This window comes from uncultured Oscillibacter sp., from assembly GCF_910579365.1.
Classification (GTDB): domain Bacteria; phylum Bacillota; class Clostridia; order Oscillospirales; family Oscillospiraceae; genus Oscillibacter.
The window spans coordinates 168,704-190,663 of the sequence record NZ_CAJTUX010000001.1; the positions used below are offsets into that span (position 1 = coordinate 168,704).

The 21,960-nt window shown below is 55.3% G+C and carries 26 protein-coding genes; 9 read left to right on the plus strand and 17 right to left on the minus strand.

Annotated elements, in window-relative coordinates; translation table 11 throughout:
• The first annotated feature begins 12 nt into the window (after positions 1-12).
• Entirely contained in the window at positions 13-1,446 is a 1,434-nt protein-coding gene (locus QZ329_RS00730; RefSeq protein ID WP_295747286.1) for a glycoside hydrolase family 32 protein, read from the plus strand.
• 171 nt (positions 1,447-1,617) lie between these two features.
• A complete protein-coding gene (locus tag QZ329_RS00735; protein WP_295747288.1) occupies positions 1,618-1,764 on the plus strand; it encodes a rhodanese-like domain-containing protein in 147 nt (48 codons plus the stop codon).
• 126 nt (positions 1,765-1,890) lie between these two features.
• Here QZ329_RS00735 and QZ329_RS00740 read toward each other — a convergent pair whose 3' ends face one another.
• The 7 genes from QZ329_RS00740 to QZ329_RS00770 form a co-directional block, all read right to left on the minus strand.
• Positions 1,891-2,850, minus strand: a complete 960-nt coding sequence (locus tag QZ329_RS00740) for a hypothetical protein (protein WP_295747290.1) — start codon at positions 2,848-2,850, stop codon at positions 1,891-1,893.
• Positions 2,792-3,322 carry a sigma-70 family RNA polymerase sigma factor gene (locus QZ329_RS00745; RefSeq protein ID WP_295747292.1) on the minus strand — a complete coding sequence of 177 codons (531 nt, stop codon included), beginning with the start codon at positions 3,320-3,322 and terminating at the stop codon, positions 2,792-2,794. Before QZ329_RS00745 ends, QZ329_RS00740 begins: the two co-directional genes overlap by 59 nt.
• A 148-nt stretch (positions 3,323-3,470) precedes the next feature.
• The gene (gene ychF, locus QZ329_RS00750) at positions 3,471-4,562 is read right to left on the minus strand and encodes a redox-regulated ATPase YchF (protein WP_295747294.1); all 1,092 of its coding nucleotides are present in this window, start codon (positions 4,560-4,562) and stop codon (positions 3,471-3,473) included.
• Between the two features lie 90 nt (positions 4,563-4,652).
• The gene (locus tag QZ329_RS00755; protein ID WP_295747296.1) at positions 4,653-6,380 is read right to left on the minus strand and encodes a recombinase family protein; all 1,728 of its coding nucleotides are present in this window, start codon (positions 6,378-6,380) and stop codon (positions 4,653-4,655) included.
• Complete coding sequence (locus QZ329_RS00760; protein ID WP_295747299.1) at positions 6,380-6,646, minus strand: hypothetical protein; 267 nt, start codon at positions 6,644-6,646, stop codon at positions 6,380-6,382. Before QZ329_RS00760 ends, QZ329_RS00755 begins: the two co-directional genes overlap by 1 nt.
• Positions 6,647-6,817: 171 nt before the next feature.
• A complete protein-coding gene (locus tag QZ329_RS00765) occupies positions 6,818-8,137 on the minus strand; it encodes a phage/plasmid primase, P4 family (RefSeq protein WP_295747301.1) in 1,320 nt (439 codons plus the stop codon).
• A gap of 171 nt (positions 8,138-8,308) precedes the next feature.
• Positions 8,309-9,562, minus strand: coding sequence for a hypothetical protein (locus QZ329_RS00770; RefSeq protein WP_295747303.1), 1,254 nt, complete (start codon positions 9,560-9,562; stop codon positions 8,309-8,311).
• 541 nt (positions 9,563-10,103) lie between these two features.
• Between QZ329_RS00770 and QZ329_RS00775 the strand changes: the two genes are divergently transcribed.
• The 6 genes from QZ329_RS00775 (at position 10,104) to QZ329_RS00800 (ending at position 16,558) form a co-directional block, all read left to right on the plus strand.
• Positions 10,104-11,207, plus strand: coding sequence for a DUF6076 domain-containing protein (locus tag QZ329_RS00775; RefSeq protein WP_365351151.1), 1,104 nt, complete (start codon positions 10,104-10,106; stop codon positions 11,205-11,207).
• A gap of 16 nt (positions 11,208-11,223) precedes the next feature.
• Entirely contained in the window at positions 11,224-12,387 is a 1,164-nt protein-coding gene (locus QZ329_RS00780) for a hypothetical protein (RefSeq protein WP_295747305.1), read from the plus strand.
• A gap of 334 nt (positions 12,388-12,721) precedes the next feature.
• Positions 12,722-13,159, plus strand: coding sequence for a DUF3879 family protein (locus QZ329_RS00785; protein ID WP_295747307.1), 438 nt, complete (start codon positions 12,722-12,724; stop codon positions 13,157-13,159).
• Positions 13,160-13,206: 47 nt separating this feature from the next.
• Positions 13,207-14,148, plus strand: coding sequence for a hypothetical protein (locus tag QZ329_RS00790; RefSeq protein ID WP_295747309.1), 942 nt, complete (start codon positions 13,207-13,209; stop codon positions 14,146-14,148).
• Positions 14,149-14,262: 114 nt separating this feature from the next.
• A complete protein-coding gene (locus tag QZ329_RS00795; protein WP_295747311.1) occupies positions 14,263-15,390 on the plus strand; it encodes a hypothetical protein in 1,128 nt (375 codons plus the stop codon).
• Positions 15,391-15,409: 19 nt separating this feature from the next.
• On the plus strand, positions 15,410-16,558 hold the full coding sequence (locus tag QZ329_RS00800) for a hypothetical protein (protein WP_295747313.1): 1,149 nt from the start codon (positions 15,410-15,412) through the stop codon (positions 16,556-16,558).
• A 746-nt stretch (positions 16,559-17,304) separates the two neighbouring features.
• Here the strand turns inward: QZ329_RS00800 and QZ329_RS00805 are convergent.
• The 9 genes from QZ329_RS00805 to QZ329_RS00845 form a co-directional block, all read right to left on the minus strand.
• Positions 17,305-17,820, minus strand: coding sequence for a hypothetical protein (locus QZ329_RS00805; protein ID WP_295747315.1), 516 nt, complete (start codon positions 17,818-17,820; stop codon positions 17,305-17,307).
• Between the two features lie 212 nt (positions 17,821-18,032).
• On the minus strand, positions 18,033-18,176 hold the full coding sequence (locus tag QZ329_RS00810; RefSeq protein ID WP_295747317.1) for an excisionase: 144 nt from the start codon (positions 18,174-18,176) through the stop codon (positions 18,033-18,035).
• Positions 18,166-18,429 carry a hypothetical protein gene (locus tag QZ329_RS00815; RefSeq protein ID WP_295747319.1) on the minus strand — a complete coding sequence of 88 codons (264 nt, stop codon included), beginning with the start codon at positions 18,427-18,429 and terminating at the stop codon, positions 18,166-18,168. Before QZ329_RS00815 ends, QZ329_RS00810 begins: the two co-directional genes overlap by 11 nt.
• A gap of 160 nt (positions 18,430-18,589) precedes the next feature.
• Positions 18,590-18,715 carry a hypothetical protein gene (locus tag QZ329_RS00820; protein WP_295747321.1) on the minus strand — a complete coding sequence of 42 codons (126 nt, stop codon included), beginning with the start codon at positions 18,713-18,715 and terminating at the stop codon, positions 18,590-18,592.
• Positions 18,712-18,873: a hypothetical protein gene (locus tag QZ329_RS00825; RefSeq protein WP_295747323.1), complete on the minus strand. Its 162-nt coding sequence runs from the start codon at positions 18,871-18,873 to the stop codon at positions 18,712-18,714. Before QZ329_RS00825 ends, QZ329_RS00820 begins: the two co-directional genes overlap by 4 nt.
• Before the next feature lie 4 nt (positions 18,874-18,877).
• On the minus strand, positions 18,878-19,354 hold the full coding sequence (locus QZ329_RS00830; protein ID WP_295747325.1) for a phage scaffolding protein: 477 nt from the start codon (positions 19,352-19,354) through the stop codon (positions 18,878-18,880).
• 216 nt (positions 19,355-19,570) lie between these two features.
• Complete coding sequence (locus QZ329_RS00835; protein ID WP_295747327.1) at positions 19,571-19,762, minus strand: hypothetical protein; 192 nt, start codon at positions 19,760-19,762, stop codon at positions 19,571-19,573.
• Positions 19,755-19,889: a hypothetical protein gene (locus QZ329_RS00840; protein WP_295747329.1), complete on the minus strand. Its 135-nt coding sequence runs from the start codon at positions 19,887-19,889 to the stop codon at positions 19,755-19,757. The genes QZ329_RS00835 and QZ329_RS00840 overlap by 8 nt, the downstream gene beginning before the upstream one ends.
• On the minus strand, positions 19,886-20,626 hold the full coding sequence (locus QZ329_RS00845) for a phage minor capsid protein (protein ID WP_295747349.1): 741 nt from the start codon (positions 20,624-20,626) through the stop codon (positions 19,886-19,888). The genes QZ329_RS00840 and QZ329_RS00845 overlap by 4 nt, the downstream gene beginning before the upstream one ends.
• Before the next feature lie 131 nt (positions 20,627-20,757).
• Here QZ329_RS00845 and QZ329_RS00850 point away from each other — a divergent pair, with 131 nt between their 5' ends.
• Positions 20,758-21,177 (plus strand): PH domain-containing protein, encoded by a 420-nt coding sequence (locus QZ329_RS00850; protein ID WP_295747331.1) that lies wholly within the window; start codon positions 20,758-20,760, stop codon positions 21,175-21,177.
• A gap of 209 nt (positions 21,178-21,386) precedes the next feature.
• Here the strand turns inward: QZ329_RS00850 and QZ329_RS00855 are convergent, their stop codons facing one another.
• On the minus strand, positions 21,387-21,854 hold the full coding sequence (locus QZ329_RS00855; RefSeq protein ID WP_295747333.1) for a hypothetical protein: 468 nt from the start codon (positions 21,852-21,854) through the stop codon (positions 21,387-21,389).
• Between the last annotated feature and the right edge of the window lie 106 nt (positions 21,855-21,960).

Below are 21,960 nucleotides of genomic sequence, written 5' to 3' on the forward strand. Positions count from 1 at the left end.
GGAGGAGCTTTCATGAACGTTTTACGACAGGACCTTCAACGGCTGGCCGCCCTGGCGGAACAGGCCGCCCCAGCCGCAGACCAAGCCGTTCCGGCGGACCCCTGGCGGCCGGGCTTCCATCTGGCCCCGGCAGTGGGCTTTCTCAACGACCCCAACGGCCTGTGCCGTTTTCGCGGGGAGTATCATGTCTTCTACCAATACGCGCCCTTCGACCCGGAGGGCCGCAGCGTCCGGTTCTGGGGGCACTATAAGTCCCGGGACCTTCTGAACTGGGAAACATGTCCGGTGATGCTCTGCCCGGACGCCCCCTTCGACCTCCACGGGGTTTACTCCGGCTCGGCCCTGTGCGGGGAGGACGGACTGTACCTCTACTACACCGGGAACGTCAAGGAGGAGGAGGGCGATTACATCCTCACCGGCCGGGAGAGCAACACCGTCCTGGCCTATTCCCCGGACGGCGTGCACCTTGCCTGGAAGCGTCTGCTGATGCGGAATGAGGACTATCCGCCGGAGCTGACGCTCCACGTGCGGGACCCGAAGGTCTGGGAAGAGGACGGACGGTATTACATGGTCCAGGGGGCCCGCACCCGGGAGGACGCCGGAGAGGCGCTGTTATTCGAATCCACAGACAAGCTCCGCTGGACCCACATCCACACGCTTCGCACCGAGGAGCCCTTCGGCTATATGTGGGAGTGCCCGGACATCTTTGAGATCGACGGACAGCAGCTGCTTCTGACCTGTCCCCAGGGCGTGCGGCGGCGGGGACCCGGGTTTGAAAATCCCTACGCCTGCGGCTACTTCCCCGTCTCCGGCGATGTGCGGAGCCGCTGCGCCCTGGGTGAGTTCGTTCCCCTGGACTACGGATTTGACTTCTACGCGCCCCAGACCTTCACCGACGGCCAGCGCCGTCTGCTGGTGGGCTGGATGGGAATGCCGGACGCGGATTATAAAAATCCCACCGCTGCCCAAGGCTGGCAGCATTGCCTGACGGTCCCTCGGGAGCTGCGCTGGGAAGACGGCCGGCTGCGGATGCGGCCTGCGAGGGAGCTGGAAGCACTGCGCGGGAGGATACGGGAAACGGCGTTCTCGGGCCGCTGCGAGATGGAGGTCTCCCCCATGTCCGACCTGCTGGTTTCCTGCGAGGGGGACCTGTCTCTGAACCTCTCCGGAGCGGAGCTGCGCACGGAAGAGGGAACGCTGGCTCTGACCATTCGGGAGGGCGGCTGCGGACGGACCCGCCGGACGGCGCCGGTGGACACATTGCGGAATCTGCGCATTTTGGCAGATGCCAGCACCTTGGAGATTTTTGTGAACGACGGCGAGACGGTTCTGACTGCCAAATGGTATCCGGAGGACCGCCGCCGGACGCTCGCTTTGGAGGGAAGGGGACGTGTCACGGCCTACGATCTGCAGCCCATGAACCTGGTCCGAAGCCCCGCGCCCTGAGCTCTGGGCGGTCAAGAAAAAATCCTCCGCCTGAGCCGGAGGATTATGCGAGCTCCAAAACACCCGCCGCGAACAAAACCCCGGAAAGGGGCCCGAAGGATTTGACGGCCGCATGTCCCTCCGGGCGCCCCTTTCGGGTTTTTTTGTGATCCGCAGCTTTTTCCGCTGGACTTGCGGACCCAGGAAAAGTATGACGGAGAGCACATCCCCGGCGCGGTGTGCTTTCCCAACGAGGGCATCCTGCCGGAGCTTCCGCTCCCCTTTGAGAAGGAGGCGGAAATTATGGTGTACTGCCGCTCCGGCCGCCGTAGCGCCTAGGCGGCGGAGAAGCTGGCTGGGATGGGCTATGCAACGTGACCGATTCCGGCGGCACTCAGGACCGGCCCCACGAGACCACCACGGATTCAGCGGAGAAAGCCACGCCTTTCGGGCGTGGCTTTCCTTTTAATCCTCCGGCGCGGCGTAAATGCCGTAGATGAAGGAATTCTTCTCCTGCTCCTCCGGGCTTGCCAGCTCCGGCAGGACGGTGATGGAGTTATCTTCTGCAAACTCCATCTTCAACGCGCCGCTGTGGAGGTGGTAGCTTTGGCTTTTCTCCGTCCCGTCGGAGGAAACCACCGTCACCGTCAGCAGCGCGCCGTCGAAGTAGTCCGCATCCATCTGGGCCTCAGTAGAGATGCCCAGGCCGGTGTTGACGGCCATGTCCTCCGGCGGCACCCAGAAGCCATAGCGGGCCTCGGGGTCATAGTCCTCCTGGACGCTCTGACCCAGGGCGGTCATTTCCGGCATGTACCAGGTCCCGTCGTCCCGCTGGCTGATGGCGGCGGGGGCCAGGCTGCCATCAGCCATGGCCTGGCGGTACTCCGCCATCTGCTCCTCCGTCAGGTTGTCCCGGAGCTGGTAACGGTACAATCCGCCCCGGTCAATGGACATCCTCACCTGGGCGATGTTCTCCCCGGTGATCTGGAAAAGACACCCGGTGAAGTCGCCGAATTCCAGCGTCGTGCAGCCCTCCCCAATAGCAAAGGCCAGGCTGCCGTCCTCCGCCGGGCCGTAGGCGTTCTCGGTCATGGCGGCGTAAGCCGTCAGGCCGAAGGTGGGCACCAGCACCTGGGCCGGAGGGCTCTGCTCCGCGCCCGGGGCGGCGCTTCCGGCGGGACCGGAGACCCCGGGGCCCGCCGTGGGCGCGGGCCGGAGGGAGAAGCCTCCCAGCACCAGCGCCAGGGCACAGGCGGCGCAGGCCGCCGTCCGCAGGAAGGGCCTTCCCCAGTTTCGCCGTCTCCGGCGGGAAACCTCCGCCTGCTCCGCTTCCGCCGCCCGGCGGCGGGCCTCAAAGAGCACCCGGTCATTCAGCCCGGCGGGCGTATGGATGGCCTCCGTCAGTTTCTGATAGCGGTTTTTCATCATCAAACCCTCCCAATAAATCTCTCAGTTCCGCCCTGGCCCGGCGGAGGCGGCTCCGCACTGTCGCCGCCGGAACGCCCAGCAAGGCCCCAATCTCGCCGCTTTCATAGCCCTCGCCGTAGAAAAGGTGGACTGCCGTCCGAAGCTTTTCCGGCAAACGCCCCACCGCGTCCCACAGCTCCGCCGCCCCTTCGTCTGCGGGCCGGGCCATATCCGGCACCTCCTCCAGGGACAGCGTCCCCCGCCTCTGGCGGAGCCGCCCCAGGTCGGCGCAGCGGTTCAGTGCCGTGCGAATCAGCCAGGCTTTCATGTGCTCCCCGTCCCAGCGCCCCGCCTGCTGCTCCAGCAGGCGGAGGAACACGTCCTGGTAGACGTCCTCCGCGTCGGCGGCGTTTTGCAGCCGGCATAGGGCCAGGCGGTACACGGTGTCGCCGTAGGTTTTCATGGCATTGCTCAATTCCTGCTCTGTCAAGGCAATGCCTCCTTTCCTTCGTCTGAAAAGCGCCTTTCACTACTAACACGTCTGGGGATGGCCTTCTGTTCACTCTACCGGGAAATTTTTATTAAAACGGGCGGACGCCCTGCGTCCGCCCGTTCCCTCTATTGTCCTTCTCCCCGCCTCACACGTTAAAGCGGAAGTAAATCATGTCGCCGTCCTGGACCACGTATTCCTTGCCCTCGCTGCGGAGAAGGCCCTTCTCCCTGGCCGCGGCGACGCTGCCGCAGGCGGCCATGTCGCTGTAGGCAATCACCTCCGCCCGGATAAATCCCCGCTCAATGTCGGAGTGAATCTTTCCGGCGGCCTGCGGGGCCTTGGTGCCCTTTTTGATCGTCCACGCCCGGCACTCATCCTTCCCGTAGGTCAAAAACGAGATCAGCCCCAGCAGAGAGTAGGAGCACTTGATCAGCCGGTCCAATCCCGACTCCTCCACTCCAATCTCCGCCAAAAACATCTGCTTCTCCTCGCCCTCCAGCTCGGCCACATCCTGCTCCAGCTTGGCGCAGATGGGCAGAACCTGACTGCCCTCAGCCCCGGCGATCTCCCGAACCTGCTGGTAGTAGGCGTTGTGCTCCAGGCCGGCAAATCCGTCCTCATCCGTGTTGGCAGCATAGATGACGGGCTTCAGCGTCAGCAGCTCGCTGGTCCGCAGAAGCGCCGCGTCCTCCTCTCCGCACGAAAAGGTCCTGGCCAGCTTTCCCTCATCCAGATGCTTTTGAAGCGCGGTGAACAGCTCCACCTCATGGGCGAACTTCTTGTCTCCCTTCATGGCCTTCGCCGCCTTCTCCACCCGGCGCTGCACCATTTCCAGGTCCGCCATCACCAGCTCCATGTTGATGATGTCAATGTCCCGTTTCGGGTCGGTCGAGCCCTCCACATGGACGACATTCTCATCGTCAAAGCAGCGGACCACATGCACCACCGCGTCGGTCTCCCGGATGTTGGCCAGGAATTTGTTTCCCAGCCCCTCGCCCCGGCAGGCTCCCTTCACCAGGCCCGCGATATCTACGAATTCAATCACCGCAGGGGTCTTCTTGTCCGGTTCGTACATCTCCGCCAGCTTGTCCAGCCGCTCGTCGGGAACCGCCACCATGCCCACGTTAGGGTCGATGGTGCAGAAAGGGTAATTGGCGCTTTCCGCGCCGGCGTTTGTAATGGCGTTGAACAGAGTGGACTTTCCAACGTTCGGAAGTCCTACGATTCCTAATTTCATATTGCTTTACATCTCCTTAGAAAGTCCTGATTTATCAAGGCTTAATAGTGACAAGTAACTATTTGCCGCAGAGGGCGGCGTGACCGAGTGTCACGCCGTCTTTCTGCGTCCATAGGTAGTTTGCGTAATTACAGGTTCGCTGATTTCCGGTACTTCCACTTCCTCTAAAAAGTTGAAAACGATTTTGACCTCCTGCGTCCGTTTGCCACTGGACTTGTCCGGGGCGTAGACGATGATCTGCTTGATGAACTCATTCACAATGGTCGGCGTTAGCTCCGGGATGTCCACATACTTTTCCAGCAGGGCGAGGAACTGGTCAACATTGTCCTCCATTTCCTCACGGGTCGCTACCCAGTCCTCAAGACCAATGACCTCATTGTTGAGCGCAGCCTGCTCCGCCTCGTAGCCCTCCAGCATCTTCTGGTAACGCTCCTGGCTCAGATTGCCGAGTACCATGTCCTCATAGATACGGGTGATGAGCTTGTCGATGTCCGCCAGACGCTTCTTTGCCTTTTCCAGCCGCCGCTTGTCCTCCCGGATGGACTTCTCCTGTTCGTCTCTCCGGCACATCAGCCAGTCCTCTTGAAAGCCCTCCACATCGGCCCGGATATAGTCCGTCACGGCCCGGATGCGTTCCAGCACCACATCCCGCAGAACATCCTCCCGGATATAGTGCGCCGAACAGGTTCCCCGTCCGCTCTTGTACTTGGCACAGACGTAGTGATCCTGCTTGCCGTCGAAGTTCTTACAAGTGGCAAAGTGGAGTTTGCTCCCGCAATCAGCGCAGACCACCAGACCTGAGAACAGTCCTTGCCGCTCCGCTTTGGTCATGCGGCGCTTGTGCTGGCGAAGCTCCTGCACCCTGTCCCACTGCTCTTTCGGCACGATGGCCTCCTGAGTGTCAGGCAGGATAAACATATCCGCACTGGCGTTGGGGATGCGCTTCTTGAGCTTATAGGACTTGGAGTAGGTCTTGAAATTGCAGACACAGCCGGTGTACTCCATCCGTTCCAAAATGCCGACAACAGACTGTTCCACCCAGTGGCAGGGACGCTCCGGCATGGGCTTGCCCTTGCGCTGGGCGTAGAGGGCCTTGGTAGTCAGCACACCGTCCGCTTCCAGGATTCGGGCAATCCGGGACGGGCCTGCTCCGGCAATCGCCAAGTCAAAGATACGCTTGACAACCGGGGCGGCATCTTCGTCCAGAATCCAGTGGTCTTTATCCTGCGGGTCAGGCTGGTAGCCATAGGGCGGCTTGCCCAGGTGCTTGCCACTGGTCCCACGGGTTTTCATCACAGAACGAACCTTTTTACTGGTGTCTTTGGCATAAAAATCGTTAAAAAGATTACGAAACGGGGTGAAATCGTCAGTTCCCCTGGCACTGTCCACGCCATCATTGACGGCAATGAACCGCACATCATAGCTGGGAAAAACGATTTCCGTATACCGGCCCACCTGCAAGTAGTCGCGCCCGAATCTGCTCATGTCTTTGACGATCCAAGTGCCGACCAAGCCCTGCTCCACAAGGGAAAGCCCCTCCTGTACGCCGGGGCGGTTGAAGTTCGTTCCGGTATACCCGTCATCCACCAGAATGCGGGTGTTCGTGAAGCCCTGGTCAGCGGCGTATCTGGTCAGAATAGCCCTTTGATTGGCAATCGAATTGCTCTCCCCATCAAGGGTGTCCTCGTTACTGAGGCGGCAGTACAAAATCGTGATTTTCTGCTGATCCACGTTGTCTTCTCCTTTCTTCTGTGGGTCAGCTGACAGTACCGTAGTGCATGGTTCTATGATAGCATGATCTTCCCGTTTTGTCGACATCAAACCGCCCCCTTATCCGAAAAAATCATACGGCGTATCAAACTGGGAAGCGGCTCGTCCCCGGCGCACTCCGTTTCGATGTTATACCAGGTGTTGCCGATTTTGCGGGTCACAGTGCAGGAAAACGGGTTCTCCTGTTCTCGCTTTCTGCGCCATTCCTCAACGAAGTCGGCAGGCGGCTCGAAGATGGGGTCAAAGCAGCTCTCAATGTCGATGGGCAGGTTCAGAAGTTCTTCAAAGGTCAGCAGTTCAAAATTTTTCGTCATAGTACCTCCATAATTCGTAGTTTGTTGGGTCAGTTAGCTTTTTGGGGCAGTCGAACGAGACTGCCTATAAAGAATAAGAACGAACTCAAAACTATCCGTACATGCGTACATCGGTACAAAGGCTGTGCCGTGTACTCGTGTACGCATGTACGGATGATTTTATTTCTCTGTTTATAATGCAGTCGGTCTTATCAGAACCTCGATGCCCACATAGCCCCGGCACCGCTTGCCACTGCCGATATACACATTATTGGTGGCCTCCAGCCGGTAGGCATCGACATTCTGGGCGATGAAGCCGGAAAAGCTCTTGGGGGAAAGCGGGTTCTCTGCGTTATCCTCGCACCAGACCTTATAGGCGGCATAGAGGTCACGGGTAGCGGCCTCGCTGTCCGCCTTGAACTGGACATAGCCATTAGAGGTCAGGAAATCCACGATGTTGTTGGCCTCCCGAACTACGACCGCAATGTTCTCCCTGGCCCGGTCGCTGATGGTGAAGCGGTAGTTGTTGACCAGCAGGCGGTGAAGTCCGTCCAGACACCAGAGGAATATCCCCTCGCGCTCGGCAATCAGCTTTTCAGAGAGGAAAGGGTCATCCGTCCGACCTGGGGGCTTGTCCTTGGTGGTCAGCACGATCTGGCGGCGGAAGAAGCCGTCAGACCGGTCATGGAGGGCGGTCAAGGCTCCGTTGCCGAAGCAGAGGAACCGCACATAAAGCTGACTCTGGTAGCTCTGTACCCCTTTGCGCTCCATGTCCATTTTGCATTCCGAGGTTACAATGGATTTGATATAATTGGTCTTGGGCAGGGCGCTCATATCCATATCATCGTCCACCATCAGGAGCTTGCTTTCCAGGTCGGCGCGGCTGAATCGGTTGTTCTCCACTTTCTGGATGCTGGTGGTGTTCATGCTGTCTCCAAAGATGGAACGCATCACCAATCCAATCCGGCTCTTGCCCTCGCCACCCTTGCCAATAAGCATGAGCATCTTCTGCCCCCTGGTGGTGGGGAGCAGGCAATAGCCCAGGTACTCCTGCAAAGTGGGGATGTCCTCTGGATAGAGCAGCTCCGACAGAAAGCGCAGCCATTTCTCCGGCGGCGGCGCATCGGGGCGGTAGCTGACGGTCAGGCGGTTGTTGCAGTAGGCTTTCTCCGGCGTAAACCGGCCATCTACAAATAATGTGCCGTTGGCAACATGGATACGGTCGCACTCCAACGCTATCGGTTCAGAATACGCCGCCATCCGCAGAGCGTTCAGAAGCTCGTCCACCTTCCTGGCGATTTTGGTTTCCAGCCACGGGCTGACCTGGTCATAGATTTCTTTTTTCAAGACGCTCTCGTCCGCCACCAGCCCGTCCACTGTGTAGAACCGCCCCCGGATACAGCGCATGGGATGTTCCCGAAGGAATGTCCGGCAGAAAACCGGTTCCAAAACCTTGTAGTCCTCCGTCAGCCAGTCGGGAAAACCGGACTGCAATTCTTCATTTTCATTCATTCTTGCATACCTCCAATCTGTAAAAATCGAGCGGCCACCGCGCCCTTCTGCTGTGGTTATGAGCAAATTTGAAAAAAACGGGCTAATGGCATGACAACCCCGTTTCAAAAAACATGACAGAGGGAATTTCGGCAGCGGCTACCATAATTCCCTCTGTCAGTGTAATAGCGATCACCTCTCCATGCTGTGCCTCGTTGTGGACTGTGCCGCCCTGCGCTCCGCATCCTGTCTGGCAATCTCGGCCTTGCCCTGCTCCAATTTTGCGAGGACGGACGCTCTGGCTTTCTCCTTGATCTGTTTGGTGGCGGCGGCTCTGACCTCCGGCTTTCGCAAAACGGCCTGCACTCTGGCAAGCACCTTCTGAGCGGCTTTGTGGATCAGCTCCTGCGCCTTTCCCAACACCCTGCCGATCAGCCCTTTCTCTGCTGGGGAAAAGCGCCGCTCCGGGGCAAGACACCAATCCTTGTAATCGGAGACGATCTTCTCATCCTGCAACTGTGTCTCGGCGTGGACGGCATCGGTCACAAGCTCCACGGCCTTGTCATAGGCAATTTCTGTAACTGCATCAATAAGAGTCTCGGCATCTTCCAGCCGAAGCGACATGGCCTCTAACGCCTGTGCCTTTTCTTCAATCGCCGTCTCCTGCTCTGTAATCAATTTCTTCTGCTTCTGGATGATATAGTCGTTCTTCATCAGGTAGCTGCGCCCACGGTTGCCGGGGTCAGGTTCTTCCTCTACTGCCAGACCATGCCTTTTGCAAATATCAAACAGAATGACCCGGCAGACCGCATCGAAAACCATCTTCCGGTTGTTGGTGCGCCCCTGGTTTTTCTCAGGGTCAGGTAATTCAAAGCCAAGGGCCTCCAGCGCCTTTTCCTGCTTTGGCTCCACCTCGCCGTAGCGGTTCACATAGTCGAACACATGACGCTCATGGATATGGGGCGTGGCCTCGTCCAGATGAAGCGCCCAGTCAATAACATGGATGCGTTCACCGAAGCGCCGTTCCAGCTCCATCATAAATTCCCCGACAATTTCCAGAAGCACATCCGGGGAAACGGAGTCCTCTATTGTGCCGATCTGGTAAATGGTCTCCTCCGGGCAGAAGCGTTTGTCCGCCAGCAGATCATCCACGCTCCGGTCACGCTCAGAGTGACGGCGTTTGGCGTTCCGCTTATGCTGGCCGTCAAGGTAATCCGAGTAGCGGCTCAGATAAAAGGCCCGCTCCACATCCGCAAAGGACACCTCACCGTCCTGCTGGGCCGGATAGGTCGCACCCCGAAAGCAATCCCAATAGATGTTCTGCTGAATGCGCTCACCGTCAATGTGATCTGCGTGTTCGGTATTGAAGGTTCTGTCGTTGTGCGTTGATTTGTAGACGCCGCTTTTTCCGGCCCTCCCGTTGTGCCGGGTCAGTCTTTTTGCCATTCTGCTCTCCTTCCTGCTTTTCATTTTTTGCTGTTCCGGGAGTGACCAGGGAGCGGCGAAGCCGCCGAATCTGCGTGCTTTGCGCCAGATAATAACCCAGTATAAAGTGACGCAGAGCATCACTTTACTGGGCCAAGGGTTTCACCCTCTGGACACCGGAGCAGGCGTTGTCACCCTGCACCCGACCCAAAGGACTTCGCCCTCTGGACACCCAGCAGGCGCTGCCGCCCTGCACCCGGCCCAAAGGTTTCACCTCTGGACACTGACCAGACGCTCGCCGCTCTGGACTTGGCGCAAAGGGCCTGCCGCCCTCTGCACTCCCGCATTTTTCGGAAGTCGGAGGACTTCCGAAAAAGAGCCGCTGGCTGGTACGCTCCCACGCATCCAGCCAACGGCTTTCTATTATGGTTATGAGCAAAATCGAGAAAAACAGGCTAACAGCATGACAGCCCCGTTTCAAAAAACATGACAAGCCATCTTTCCAATCGAAGTTGGCTGTGGTATAATGGAAAATGAAAAAACATGACAGGAGGCAGCGCACTTGAATTTGATTGAACACACGCTCCTAACACTGGATTTCTGGCAGGACAATGTGACCTACGAGGGGAAGTCTATGCCGACCGGAACGCTGGCCTGTGCCGCGCTGAACCTCTCCGATGAGGTCATAGCAAAGCTGTCCCAGCTCTGTACGCCGCTCAACCTGTATATGGGGTCGCTCCAACTTGGACAGGCAGACATGGCGCAGATGGAAGCGGCGAGGGAGAGCGCCTTTCAGATCGTGGAGCTTTTGCGGAATGTACCGCCGTTCTCCTGCCTGGAATATGAAATTGTCCGCAGCTATGTCGATGCCGTTTTTACGGAGGACTATCTGCGAAACACAACGGACTTTGCTAAGTCTGGAAATCTTGCCGGGGCGGTTTCGCCGGAATACCAAAAGGCGCTCACTCTGCTGCGGGTACTGCCTGTCATGGCACACCTGGGTTTCTCCCTGGCAGAGTTCAAGCGGGAGCTTCTGCCGTTTGCGGAAAAACTCCATGAGAGCGACAGAACGCCGGACGGATACGCCGCCAGCTTTGGGCAATACTTTTCCAGCAATCCTGATATAGCGGCGGACAATCCTGGCTGGATGTCTCTTGCCAACGCCTCTGTTCAGTATGCCGCCGCGACCATTCCCGGCAAAGAGAAATCCCAGCTTGTGAAACGGATGCACTATGTTTCTTTTGTGGGAATGTTCCGCTCTGACTTGTTTGAGGGGCTGTGCGTAGGCCATGCGCCCCGCAAATGCCCCATCTGCGGAACATGGTTTCTGACTACGGACGCGAGGCCCACAAAATATTGCGGTGGTCTGGCTCCGGGGGACAGGCGCGGGCGCACTTGCCGTCAGGTCGGCAACCTCCGGGGGCGGGAGCAACGGGAACGGGCTGACGATCACCCGCTGAAGAAAATCTATGAGCGCCGCACCAATACGATCATCCAGAAACTGCACCGGGGAACGCTGGACGAAAAGACCGCTGCCGTGATGAAGCGACTGGCTAAGAACAAGCTGGAACGAGCCATCGCTGACCAGGAGTATGCCGCCGGTTCTTATGAAGCGGAAATGACACAGGAGGCACTACTGGCAGAGGCGCAGAACTATTTGAAATGACGGAGGTGGTGAGGCTGTGAAAGAGCGATTTGCAAAATATCCGTTTCAAGGAAATGCCCACGGCCTCACCATGTTTGAAGTCACCCATGTGTACCAGCTTACGCCCCCGCCGCCGGAACTGTATACAGTCAACGAGTATATCGTTGCCGCGCAAACGTGGCATGATCTCCGCTTTTTCGCTTTCTTCCTGCACCACATTGAACCTCGTCTGAATAGGCGGGTTACAAACTTTCTCTTGCGGGAGGGGCTGAACAGGTATGACCCGGAGCGGTTTCTGGACTATAAACAAAACTGTGTTCTCGCCATGCTGGAATGTCTGGAAAGTTACGACCCGTACAAGGGCGCGGAGTTCCTTACATATGCTCATCACGCCATTGGAAACGCTCTAATCCAATGCCGGGTGATAGAGGAAAGCGGTTCCTTTTCCTCTCTGGACGAGTACAAGCGGGTGAGGGGTATTGCGTGGCTCTACAATGAAACAGGCAAATCTATGGGCGAGGTGGTAAGCGAGTATGCCAAAAAAGAGGGCTGTTCGGATGAAACGGCGGAGCAGTATTTGACCGTGGCCCGGCTCAACCGTAGCCAGGTTTCACTTTATGTCACAGCCCAGGACGAGGACGGAGAGGAAACTGGCGAGGATGTGACCAGGGACGATTCCTGGGACTATACGGCGATCCTCTGGAATGGTACTCAGGCGGCAGCGGTTCAAGCCGCCTTTGAAAAGCTGACCTATCGGGAGCAGCGGCTTTTGGAGGAACGCAATGCCATCTGCATGACCTGTGGCCGGGTCAGTCCAATATCCGAGCGCAAGTCCTTTGAGGAATTGGCGGTGATGTTTGAGGGCAGTACCGTCAGCGGTGCAGAAAGGGCCTACCGCAAGGCGGTGGAGAAACTGACTGCCCTGCTGGTGGAGGCCGGTGCGCTCCACGCCGTCCGGCTCAAACGGAAATCGGTGAAGCAGATAAAAAAGAAAATCGCCGCCGCAGTCTATGAGTATCAGGCAGACTGCGACGGCGAGTGGGGAGAAATTCGGTTTGACTTTGTAAGCGGCACAGCGGAGATCATCCGACTGGCTGAGTGGGATACGATGAATAGCCATGTGTTCGCAGAAAGAGTAATAGTGTACGTTAGGGCTTGTGATGTAGACCATCTGCCTCAAAAGCTGCTGTTGACGTTTTGAAGTATCCAAGCATATATGTTTTTTATCTCTTGCGTAGTGGACAAATTTCTGCTAAAATTAAGATGGTTGAAGCATTTACAGTCATCCTCTTAATTTTTGACAACAATATGCCGACATAGATAATAAGAGTTGCAGAAAGGGCTTGACAAGCTATGACTTACCGCAATATACTTACGACAGACAGACAGACAGACAGACAGACAGTAGGGTAAGTCTGTCCTTTTGTGTTGTCCTGCCGTTGAAAATATTGCTTTGCCGGGCGTGTTGTGCCTGCGGTTTACCGCAGGTATAATGCGCCTTTCTACATTTCCGTAAAAGCGAAGGGGGAACTTCTATGACAATCACACAGATAGTACAGAACCATCAGCAGCAGCGCATCGGTGTGCTGGCCCAGAAGCGGCAGGGCAAGCCTCATGTCAATCCCTACGGCACACCTGGCATGAGCTTGAACGATGCCGGCGACTACCGCAAGATTGTCCCCGTGGATGAGGGCGTGGTGCAGCAGGTCAAGCAAATCGCTTTCGACCACATGAAAAACGGCTACGGGGTCAGCGATGGCGAGGACACCAGCAAGGTCATCCGGGACTATACCATGTCCCTGTCCCCAGAAAAACGGCTCAGTGCATCATGGACGCTGAATGAGATATTCCATAGCGAGGCCGTTCGGCTGGGCGAGTTTGTCCATCAGCAAGACCCAAGTTGGGATTGGGGAAAGCCCTTTGATACCAGCATTCTTGACGGCTACCGGCAGGGTGTGGATATGCAAATATAATACCTTTGAGATAGAATAGTTCTGATGTAAAGGTATAAAGAGAAAGGTTGGTATATGATATTATGAATGTGGCAAACTTCCCTAATTTTTATAACATCCAGCAAAAGCAGGTACAGCAGACCGCTCCTATGGATCGGCTTGTTTCCATGCTGAACGACAAAGCGGAGGGACAGTCTCCGCTGGAGGCCGCGAAACAGGCCCTTCTTGATGCAAAGGCCAAGTTGGATGAACATCGAAACGAGAAAATTGAAAACGCATTGAGCGGCTACCGCGCCCTGCGCTCTCGACAGACCTCCTATGAGGGTGAACTGGACGTACAACAAAAGCAGTTAGAGAATTTTCAGACCTTGAGTAGCCGCCGTGATGAACTTACAGATGAACTGTCTGCCGCCAGAGCTGATTATGAGGCTTACGCCGCAGCTGAAACCACATTGGATATTACCCAACACAACAGGCTATCCCTGCGTGTGTCCTCGCTGGAGAACGAGCTTGCAGCGGTAAACCATGACATCTCCGCCCTTGTGGAGCAGGCAAACCGATATACGAACTCGCAAAGGCAATATGCGGATTATTTGAAGAACACCGACCAGGGCGGATATGCCGCATATGAGTATCAGGATCAAACTGAATATACCGAGGAAAATTTTGTATCCCAAACTACCAGCATGATTGACCGTATGGAAACAGGGGCTAAACAATGGCGTGATCGCGTATCCTCCTACTGTGAGGAGTACGGTCTGACTCCATATGATTTTGAAAGCTATTTGCAAGAGCGGCATAAACTGACGGATGCCTATTTTGCCGCACAGCAGAGGGTTTCTGAATTACTATATGCCACAGAGGGTACGACTTTGGGAGAGCGCAGCAAACAGGCATGTTCCACCCAAGATAGCACTGATACGGTGGAAATCAGCGATGCCGCCCTCAATCGCTTTCAGCGGACACATCCCCAGAGCGATGTTTCAGTGATGAAACAAACAGAGCGTTAGCAACGATGCAGAGTAAATTCCGCTCAAACAAAGTGCTGGAAACTACGTTTTCTATCGATTCAACAGCAAGTAAGTTACTCATAGCTTTAGTTTCTAAATTAGGAGGATTTCATTATGTCTATGCCAACTATTTTGCCTTCGGGCCAACTCCATCCGAATCTGTTTAACGGTCCCTTTGTTAAGCAAGTTGACAGTAGTACGTCCATAGCCACAGGTGAACCGGGCGCTAAAGTCCACGGCAACACGACGGCAGAAAAGGGCAACAAAATCTGGCTTGAGGACCAAGGTAGCGTGATTGACCTCTCTGGCCGTTTCAGCAGCAAGCGGGTCGATTCCTATGATGGCAAAAAGGTCGTAGAAAACAAGGGCATGGGGCTTATTATTGAAACGATCCAGCCCGGTGTTTTCACTGCGGAGGACGCGAACAAGTCTGCATCGTCCGGCGGAGCTACCCACGGTTTCTTCTACCGCAAGACGGATTTCCTGTTCAGCGCCGCTCAGGAGTACACCGCCCTTGGTGAAAACGAGGTGTTCCGCCATCGCAACATCGACGATGTGAATTTTGTTCGGGACACACTGGACTTCTTCACCGATGGGAATTACACCCAGGCGGATGTGAACCGTATGCAGGATCAGATGACGGCGGTGGTTCGGGAACTGGCCCAGCAGATCAAGGACGGCGGATCGCCGGATTTGAGCAAGGTAAAAACCACTCTGAGTGTGGGCGGCAGTGAGGTTTCTATTTCTCAGCTTCTGGAGATGCAGAAAACAGGGCGGGAGTTGTCAGAGTCCTTTAGCGGGATGACCTCCGGCTCCCTGACCGGCCATAATATTGAGGCGTTTGCAGAAATGGGAATTGCAAAATCCCTGGGTAACTACTATGGCAGCAATAAGGGGGAAATCGGCAAATTGTTTTCCTCTGCTGTTGACCGCCTGTACGAAAAAGGCATGGCTCAAGTGGAAAAGGCTGAGGCATGGGGGCAGACTATAACCTATGCCGCTAATACATCCGGCAATAAGGATGCAGTGAAAACAGAACTAAATATTGCTGACCTGTTTTCCAAGCTGGATACCAGCAGCAAGAGCAACTTTGCACAGAGTTTTTCGTCTGCGCTGTCTCAAGCAAGAACGCTGGTGCAGCAGTATTGCAATCAGTATAATCTGCTGACTTCTCATGTTGGGCTGGCTGGCGCTACGGACAATATCTCAAAATTCTTCCAAGCATGGATGGATCGGAATTGATAAATGGAGGGAATGCGATATGGCTATCGTTTCATTATCTGGACAATATGCTGGGTGCAACCCTGCGGTTCAACACACCGTAGGCCAGACAAGTGAAGTGGGCCACAAAGCATCTTTGGACGCAGCCAAAGTACAAGCAGTTACAGATATGGTCAATCGTGATTATCATGCTGGAAAGTTTGACTTGTTTGATCCAAGCATCTGTCTCAACTATGACGGTGCCGATGATGCCGTTAGTGACTCGTCGCTGACTGGAAAAACAGTTGTTCAGAACAAACCTACAGGCTGGATCATCACTACAATCGACCCCAACATGACCACTGCTGACGATGCGAGAAAAAGTGCAAAAGCGGGCGGCGCTACCCATGCGTTTTTATATCAGAGCTTTGACTTTCTGACGGACGCAGCAAAGGAATACGCTACATTAGGGGATAATGAGGTATTCCAGCATCGGAATATCAATGATCTGTCCTTTGTGCGCGATACATTGAGCTTTTTCACAGGTGAGGACTACTATAAAACTGGATACATCGACGAAACGCAAAGTGCTTTGATGGATCAAATCACAAATGTTGTCCAGGAGCTATCCCAGCAGATTAAAAATGGGGAAAACCCGGATTTAAGTAAAGTGAAAACGACACTCACTATTGGCGGCTCAGATGTTACGATTTCCAAACTGAAGGAAATGCAGCAAATAGGCCGAGAACTATCGGAGTCTTTCAAAAATGTCAGCGCAGGGTCCTTGAATGGTCAAACCACAGAGGCTTTTGCCAAAATGGGAATTGCCAAATCCCTTAGTAGCTATTATGCCGGAGATAAGGGAGAAGCAGGTACAATGTTCTCCACTGCTATTGACCGTCTGTACGAACGGGGCATAGCACAGGTGCAACGGGGTCAAGTGTGGTCACAGTCTGTCATTGGCGCGGCTAAGACATCCAGCAGCCAAGATGCAGTAAAAGTAGGGTTAGATATTGCTGATACATTTTCAAAGCTGGGTGGTAGTAGCAAGAGCGGCCTCTCTTATAGTTTTTCTTCTGCGCTGTCCCAGATGCGGAGCATTGTGCAGCAATACTGTAGTCAGTATAATATGCCGACTTCCTATGTCGGGTTGGCCGGAGCTACAGTAGGAATTGAAAAATTCTTTCAAGCGTGGACAGAGAAACTTTAAGAGCCCTATCTGTAGAGTATTCATTGGTAACAGTCTATGAAATAAAGCCCGTCTGAATCCATGTAAGGACTCAGGCGGGCTTTTGTATGCACCCCGAAACCGTCAGCTAACAGTGATAAGTGAATTTAGTTCCTTATCACTATAAAGGCAATGGTTTTCAGGTTTTGCTCCTTTAGAGCTTCACCATTACTGTACCATTTCTTCACCATTTTGCCATTGACTTATGTGCAGTTACATTCTGCTGGCCTCAAATTGCCGTACACCGGCGGTCAGTGAGCTATCTGTCACATGCACATATTTATCCATGGTGGTCTGGATACTGGCGTGACCCAGTAGCTTCTGAAGTACCTTCGGCTGCATTCCGCTCTCATCGCAAATTTTGTAAAGATGGGTGTCATAGCTGCTATTTTTGCTGGGCTCCCCTGTCTGAAAATTGATAAAGACCAAATTTGTCATAACCAACGCACTATTTTGTCCAGCGCGCCGGTCAACATAAGCCAGTGTCTGATTCAGCAGAGGAGATTGTTTCCGAAATTCCTTGGATGCGTGAACCGCTAAGAGGATGTTATATGCTCTGATCGTGAGTGGGATTGTGCGGTAGCTGGTAACTGTGTTGGGCGGCCCTGCTCTCCGCTCTGTCCGCTTGTGCCGGAACTCCAAAGTCTTGTTTACTGTGCGTGTCCTTTTTCCCAGCCGATGCAGTCCCAAGTCAAACCAATCATCTCACCAGTACACAGACCGGTCTCTTAAATAAGTGCATACTGGTAATAATTGTGTGACCCTTTTACCACTTCCAAAAACGTTTCCTGTTCTTCGACCGTGAGATACTTGATATCGCCGGGAACGCGTACCGGCTTGGCGTATCTAACCCCGTCCATAGGATGTTTAGGGATCATACCATTCATCTCAGCAGAACGAAACATCGTACCCATTGCGATACAGGTTTGTCGGATAGTTGAGCCCGCGTAATCGGCATCCATTCCAATCAGAATTTTCGTACAGTGCATGGGTCGCACATCCCGCAGAAGCATTTTTCCAATTACCGGCTGAACATTGTTTACATACCTTTCACGGTAGTTTCGGCGAGTATTAAGGGCCAAATCACCTACAATGTTCTCAATCCAAAATTCAAACCATGCGTCTACCGTCATATCAGGCGACGCAAAGTTTTCTTCGTTCTGCTCCGCGCTCTGTCCTCCCTGCCTGCCGAGAACCCGTGCTTCCTCAGCCAGTTTACGGCTTCTGGACGCTTTCGGAAACATTTATCATGCCTTTTCCCTGCTTTGTCAACAAATCGTGCTAAGTATAACCCATCCTTTCTCCGGCAAATTCCTTTATCACATTCTTTGCCTTTCAAGTTCTTTCCCATAAACCGGCTCCTTTCTCACAAAGAAAGAGAGCACTCTACTACACCATGAGTATAGCAGATACCGCCCTCTATCTCAAGCGTTATTTTACCGCTCTTTTTAATAGGTCATATTATGACTTTCTGTCCAATATAATCCTCAAATTCCTTTCGCTTTACCAATTTTTTTGAACCGGAAAAAAGGACAAACGGACAGTTAGGCATATGCAGCAGCGGGTCCGCGGTTCGAATCCCCGCCAGGTCACCCCTCACTCATTAAAATTTTTCGCAGTTCATCCGCGGTCATGGGACTTGGAATGCGGCTCAGCGCCTCCTTCAGCCCCTCAATGGCCTCCACCGGGTGCTGCCCCTCCGCGTCCCGGTGCGTCAGCTGCCGGTGGTCCGTTACGCCGCCCGGGGACGGGACGGGCTCCGGCGGCGCTTCTCCGCTCACAACGGAGTCGGAGACGAACAGAAACCCCATATCGGACTTCTTGACAACCCCGGCTTCCGCCCGGATATTCACCGTCACTTCCCCGGGAGAGATAGTAAAGCCACTCTAGCCCGGTGTCCGTCTCGATTTCCAGCCGGGAGGACAGGTTTTCCCCCTTGTAGCCCTGGGACCGTTCACAGGGTGGAATCTCCAGCCTCCAGTTTTTCAATGTAATCATAGGCATGTCCCTTTCTCATTCCACAACCGTCTTGACGCCGTAGTACAAGATGATACAGCCCGCGGCCCCGTTGCCGCCCTGGCTGCCCGCGCCTCCCGCGCCGGCGGCTCCGCCGTAAACCGTGATACGCCCTCCATTCATAGCGGCCGCAAGGGTTCCCCCTCCGCCGCCACCGCCGTGAAGGTGCCGGCCTCCAGGCGGTTCCCCATCAGGCCGGAGGCCAGGTGAAGGGAAGCTGAGTCGATGTTGGCGGTGTTGAAGGTCCGGTTGCTGTAAACAATTTTATTTTGCTCCGCCACAACGTCACCTTCTTTGCGGGGCCATAGCGACAAACTGCACGGAGAGTCCCGCCCAGTAGTTGCCCTTGCCCTTGTTGGCGGGGTCGGCGATGGCCTTCTTCAGCTCCGCGACAAAATGATTCCGGGTGAACTCGTTGACGAATTCCTTGCCGTCCAGGGCCTGCTCCGCCGCCTCGGTAAGGATGCGGTCGGTTTCGGCCTCCTTTTCGGCCTTCTTGCGGTCGGCCTCTTCCTGCTTGTAGCGCTCCAGCTCCTTACGGATGGCCTCAGCGTTGCCGCTGGCCTCCTCCAGCTTCTTGATGGTGTTGTCGCGGTCGGAGAGGGCAGCTTTCAGCCGCTCCACCTCGTCGGCCAGGTCTTTGGCCTTGCCCTTAGCCACGTACTCGCCGCCGGAGAGGTCCGCCAGCTTCATGCCCTTGGTCTTCTCGTTGAACTGCTCCAGAGTCAGGGATTCGCCGTTAAAAATGCTTTTGAAGTCCATGAGGTTCCTTTCTGCCCCGAGATGGTTTTGATTTGTAAAGCCGCTGCACCACAGCGCGGGGGCGGGCGCTCTTTAAACCTCCGCGCCGGGAGGAAAAGTTGTATAAAACCACCTGAGTGGGTTTTACCAAAAGAAAAAGCGTGGTCACTCACCCATTTCCGGATGAATAACCACGCTCGGTTCTTCGCCGTCAACGCTTAGACGGCGGAAAAGTATTTACTTTGTCAGCCCTGTTTTCTTTGCCCAGTCGAGCCATAGCCCGCATTGATTATGGTTTTTGCAGCGCGGAGTTTCTTCCCCTTTGTGCTCGCAGGTATAGCACGGAAAACTGAACATCGGCGATTGGATAAAGCGCTCTACGAGTTCTGCCGGGAAAAGTCCAGCATTGCAAAGATTCCCGTCAAACATTCTTCTTCACCTCCTCCCGCCGCACCCGCACAACCTTCACGCCGTCCTTGACGGGTATCAGCTCCACGCGTTCGCCCTTGGAAAGGACAGCTTCGGCGGCTTTGATGGTCTTTTCATCTATTATCATACCTTTACCACCGTCGGCCCCGTCATGGACCGTGTCCTTTCCAGCCTGGGTGTCAGGCCGGTTTTCTCGCAGAAGGCTTTGTATTCCCGCCCAAGGGCGGCGGACTTTTTCCGGGCCTGGGCGGCCCCCAGCTTGTCCCCTGCCGCCGTCATGGCGTCCCGCTCATCCTTGGCATACCGGATGGCCGTTTCCAGCTGACGCTGCTTTTGGCTGGCCTCGTACCGGGTCATTTCAATGTCCTTCCACTTTACCGTCTCACTGCTCCGGCGGTTGATCTCCGACAGCTCCTTTTTGCTGTACACCGGACGGGAGACGCCGTAGATAATCGGCGTTGCGTAGTGGTGGCAGTTTAAGGTCCCGATAGGCCGTTTGAGGCCGCTGTTGATGCGGTCCCACTCCGCCTTGCGGTACTGTCGCCCTTGGATGTCAATGTGGTCTGGGGCGCACAAGGCATGAGCGGAGATTTCCACGCCGTCGGCCCCGAAGCGACGCCCGGTCTCCTCCATCATCTCCCCATTCAGCCGCCGCACGCCCTCCAGGATATTCATTCGGGCTTGGCTGTCCAGGCGGCGGGAGTATCCGGAATCGAACGTCACCCGCCGGAGGCCGCTTTTCGCCATGTCCTTGACGGTGGAGCGGACGGCGGTGTGGTAGTCCACCGTCCCGGTTTGGACAAAGGTAATGGCTCGGTCAATGGCGGATATGTAATACTCCTGGAGAGCGCACGGTGGCGGCAGGCCATACCACCACCAGCCATGTTAATGTATTCGGTGGTGAAACCACCCTTTACACAATACATCCCAAGAGCAGATACTTGCGCATTGCCCGGGGACATGATATACTGACATGCAATAAGGGGGGCTGAATGATGGAAGCCATTGAATATTTGTGGAAGGACCGTAAGCGTTTTTGGGGCATGCCCCTTTCGTTTACCCGGTACCGTCTCAGCGAGGACCGCCTGTTCTGCGAGACGGGCTTTCTCAACGTGAAATCGGACGAGGTGCTGCTTTACCGGGTCCGGGACCTGCGGCTGACCATGAATCTGGGGCAGCGTATTTTTGGCGTGGGAACGGTATGCGTCGTGTCCTCGGACAAAAGCATTCCGCATCTGGACCTGAAGAATGTAAAGGACCCCCGCATGGTGAAGGAGCTGATTCACCAGAATGTGGAAGCAGCCAAAGACCGGCGCCGCATACGGGCCACGGAGCTGTTGGGCGGAGAGGACGGTCCTGTCTATCAGGAGCATGACGAAGACGCAGACCTGGATATGGATGAGGATGAATTTTGATATGTATATACCGCACAGGGACTTCGAAAGGAAGTTCCTGTGTTTTTATTCGCATTTGCTTCTCCGGGACGCTTTGAAACCTGTGGTCTTCGGCTCCGCCGGACCGAAGGCGTGGGGCGGCAGATGAAAAACGGCGGAAAAAATCCGCAAGAGACCCCATCGAAAAGGATGGAATCTCTTGCGGAAAATTGACATGCAGACAGACGGTCTTACTGGTCCAGAAGCTCGCCTTGCATGCGCTCCAGGACCTCGGGGGCCTGCCGGTCCATCTTCTCGGGGAAGCCGAAATAGCTGACGCAGATGATGTTGTCTCCGCCCACTTTCGGCGCGGCGGGCTGGAGCTGCTTGCCCGCGAAGTCCATCTCCCGCAGCGTCTCGAAGATGCCGTCGAAGTCCACCTCGCCCTCGCCCATGGCGGCGTGCTGGCGCTGCTCCTCGGTGGGGCCGGACCAGCGGTAGACCACGATGAAGCTGGAGATTTCCACGCCGGTCTCCTTCAGGGCCTTGCGGTACTCCTCCTCGCACTCTTTCGAGAACAGAGGATGCTTATAAAAGGGGTTAATCCGGGGATGGGGAGACTGCTCGATGTACTTGTAGCCCCAGTCCGCCACCTTGCGGACGTAGTCTTTGATGGGCATCTGCTTGGCCAGGACGTCAACGTCGAACGCAATTTTCATGGTGGATGCTCCTTTCCCCGGTCACTGACTGATGATCTGCCGCAGCGCGTCGATGGAAGTATGGACCCCTTATTTATGGTGTTTTGATAATATTATCCAAATATCC

What these genes read in the sequence shown, in the direction of transcription:
- QZ329_RS00730 (WP_295747286.1), top strand. Translation starts at nt 13, where the DNA reads ATGAACGTTTTACGACAGGACCTTCAACGGCTGGCCGCCCTGGCGGAA.
- QZ329_RS00740 (WP_295747290.1), bottom strand. Translation starts at nt 2,850, where the DNA reads ATGAAAAACCGCTATCAGAAACTGACGGAGGCCATCCATACGCCCGCC.
- ychF (WP_295747294.1), bottom strand. Translation starts at nt 4,562, where the DNA reads ATGAAATTAGGAATCGTAGGACTTCCGAACGTTGGAAAGTCCACTCTG.
- QZ329_RS00755 (WP_295747296.1), bottom strand. Translation starts at nt 6,380, where the DNA reads ATGTCGACAAAACGGGAAGATCATGCTATCATAGAACCATGCACTACG.
- QZ329_RS00760 (WP_295747299.1), bottom strand. Translation starts at nt 6,646, where the DNA reads ATGACGAAAAATTTTGAACTGCTGACCTTTGAAGAACTTCTGAACCTG.
- QZ329_RS00765 (WP_295747301.1), bottom strand. Translation starts at nt 8,137, where the DNA reads ATGAATGAAAATGAAGAATTGCAGTCCGGTTTTCCCGACTGGCTGACG.
- QZ329_RS00770 (WP_295747303.1), bottom strand. Translation starts at nt 9,562, where the DNA reads ATGGCAAAAAGACTGACCCGGCACAACGGGAGGGCCGGAAAAAGCGGC.
- QZ329_RS00785 (WP_295747307.1), top strand. Translation starts at nt 12,722, where the DNA reads ATGACAATCACACAGATAGTACAGAACCATCAGCAGCAGCGCATCGGT.
- QZ329_RS00795 (WP_295747311.1), top strand. Translation starts at nt 14,263, where the DNA reads ATGTCTATGCCAACTATTTTGCCTTCGGGCCAACTCCATCCGAATCTG.
- QZ329_RS00800 (WP_295747313.1), top strand. Translation starts at nt 15,410, where the DNA reads ATGGCTATCGTTTCATTATCTGGACAATATGCTGGGTGCAACCCTGCG.
- QZ329_RS00805 (WP_295747315.1), bottom strand. Translation starts at nt 17,820, where the DNA reads ATGTTTCCGAAAGCGTCCAGAAGCCGTAAACTGGCTGAGGAAGCACGG.
- QZ329_RS00820 (WP_295747321.1), bottom strand. Translation starts at nt 18,715, where the DNA reads ATGAATGGAGGGCGTATCACGGTTTACGGCGGAGCCGCCGGCGCGGGA.
- QZ329_RS00830 (WP_295747325.1), bottom strand. Translation starts at nt 19,354, where the DNA reads ATGGACTTCAAAAGCATTTTTAACGGCGAATCCCTGACTCTGGAGCAG.
- QZ329_RS00835 (WP_295747327.1), bottom strand. Translation starts at nt 19,762, where the DNA reads ATGTTTGACGGGAATCTTTGCAATGCTGGACTTTTCCCGGCAGAACTC.
- QZ329_RS00840 (WP_295747329.1), bottom strand. Translation starts at nt 19,889, where the DNA reads ATGATAATAGATGAAAAGACCATCAAAGCCGCCGAAGCTGTCCTTTCC.
- QZ329_RS00850 (WP_295747331.1), top strand. Translation starts at nt 20,758, where the DNA reads ATGGAAGCCATTGAATATTTGTGGAAGGACCGTAAGCGTTTTTGGGGC.
- QZ329_RS00855 (WP_295747333.1), bottom strand. Translation starts at nt 21,854, where the DNA reads ATGAAAATTGCGTTCGACGTTGACGTCCTGGCCAAGCAGATGCCCATC.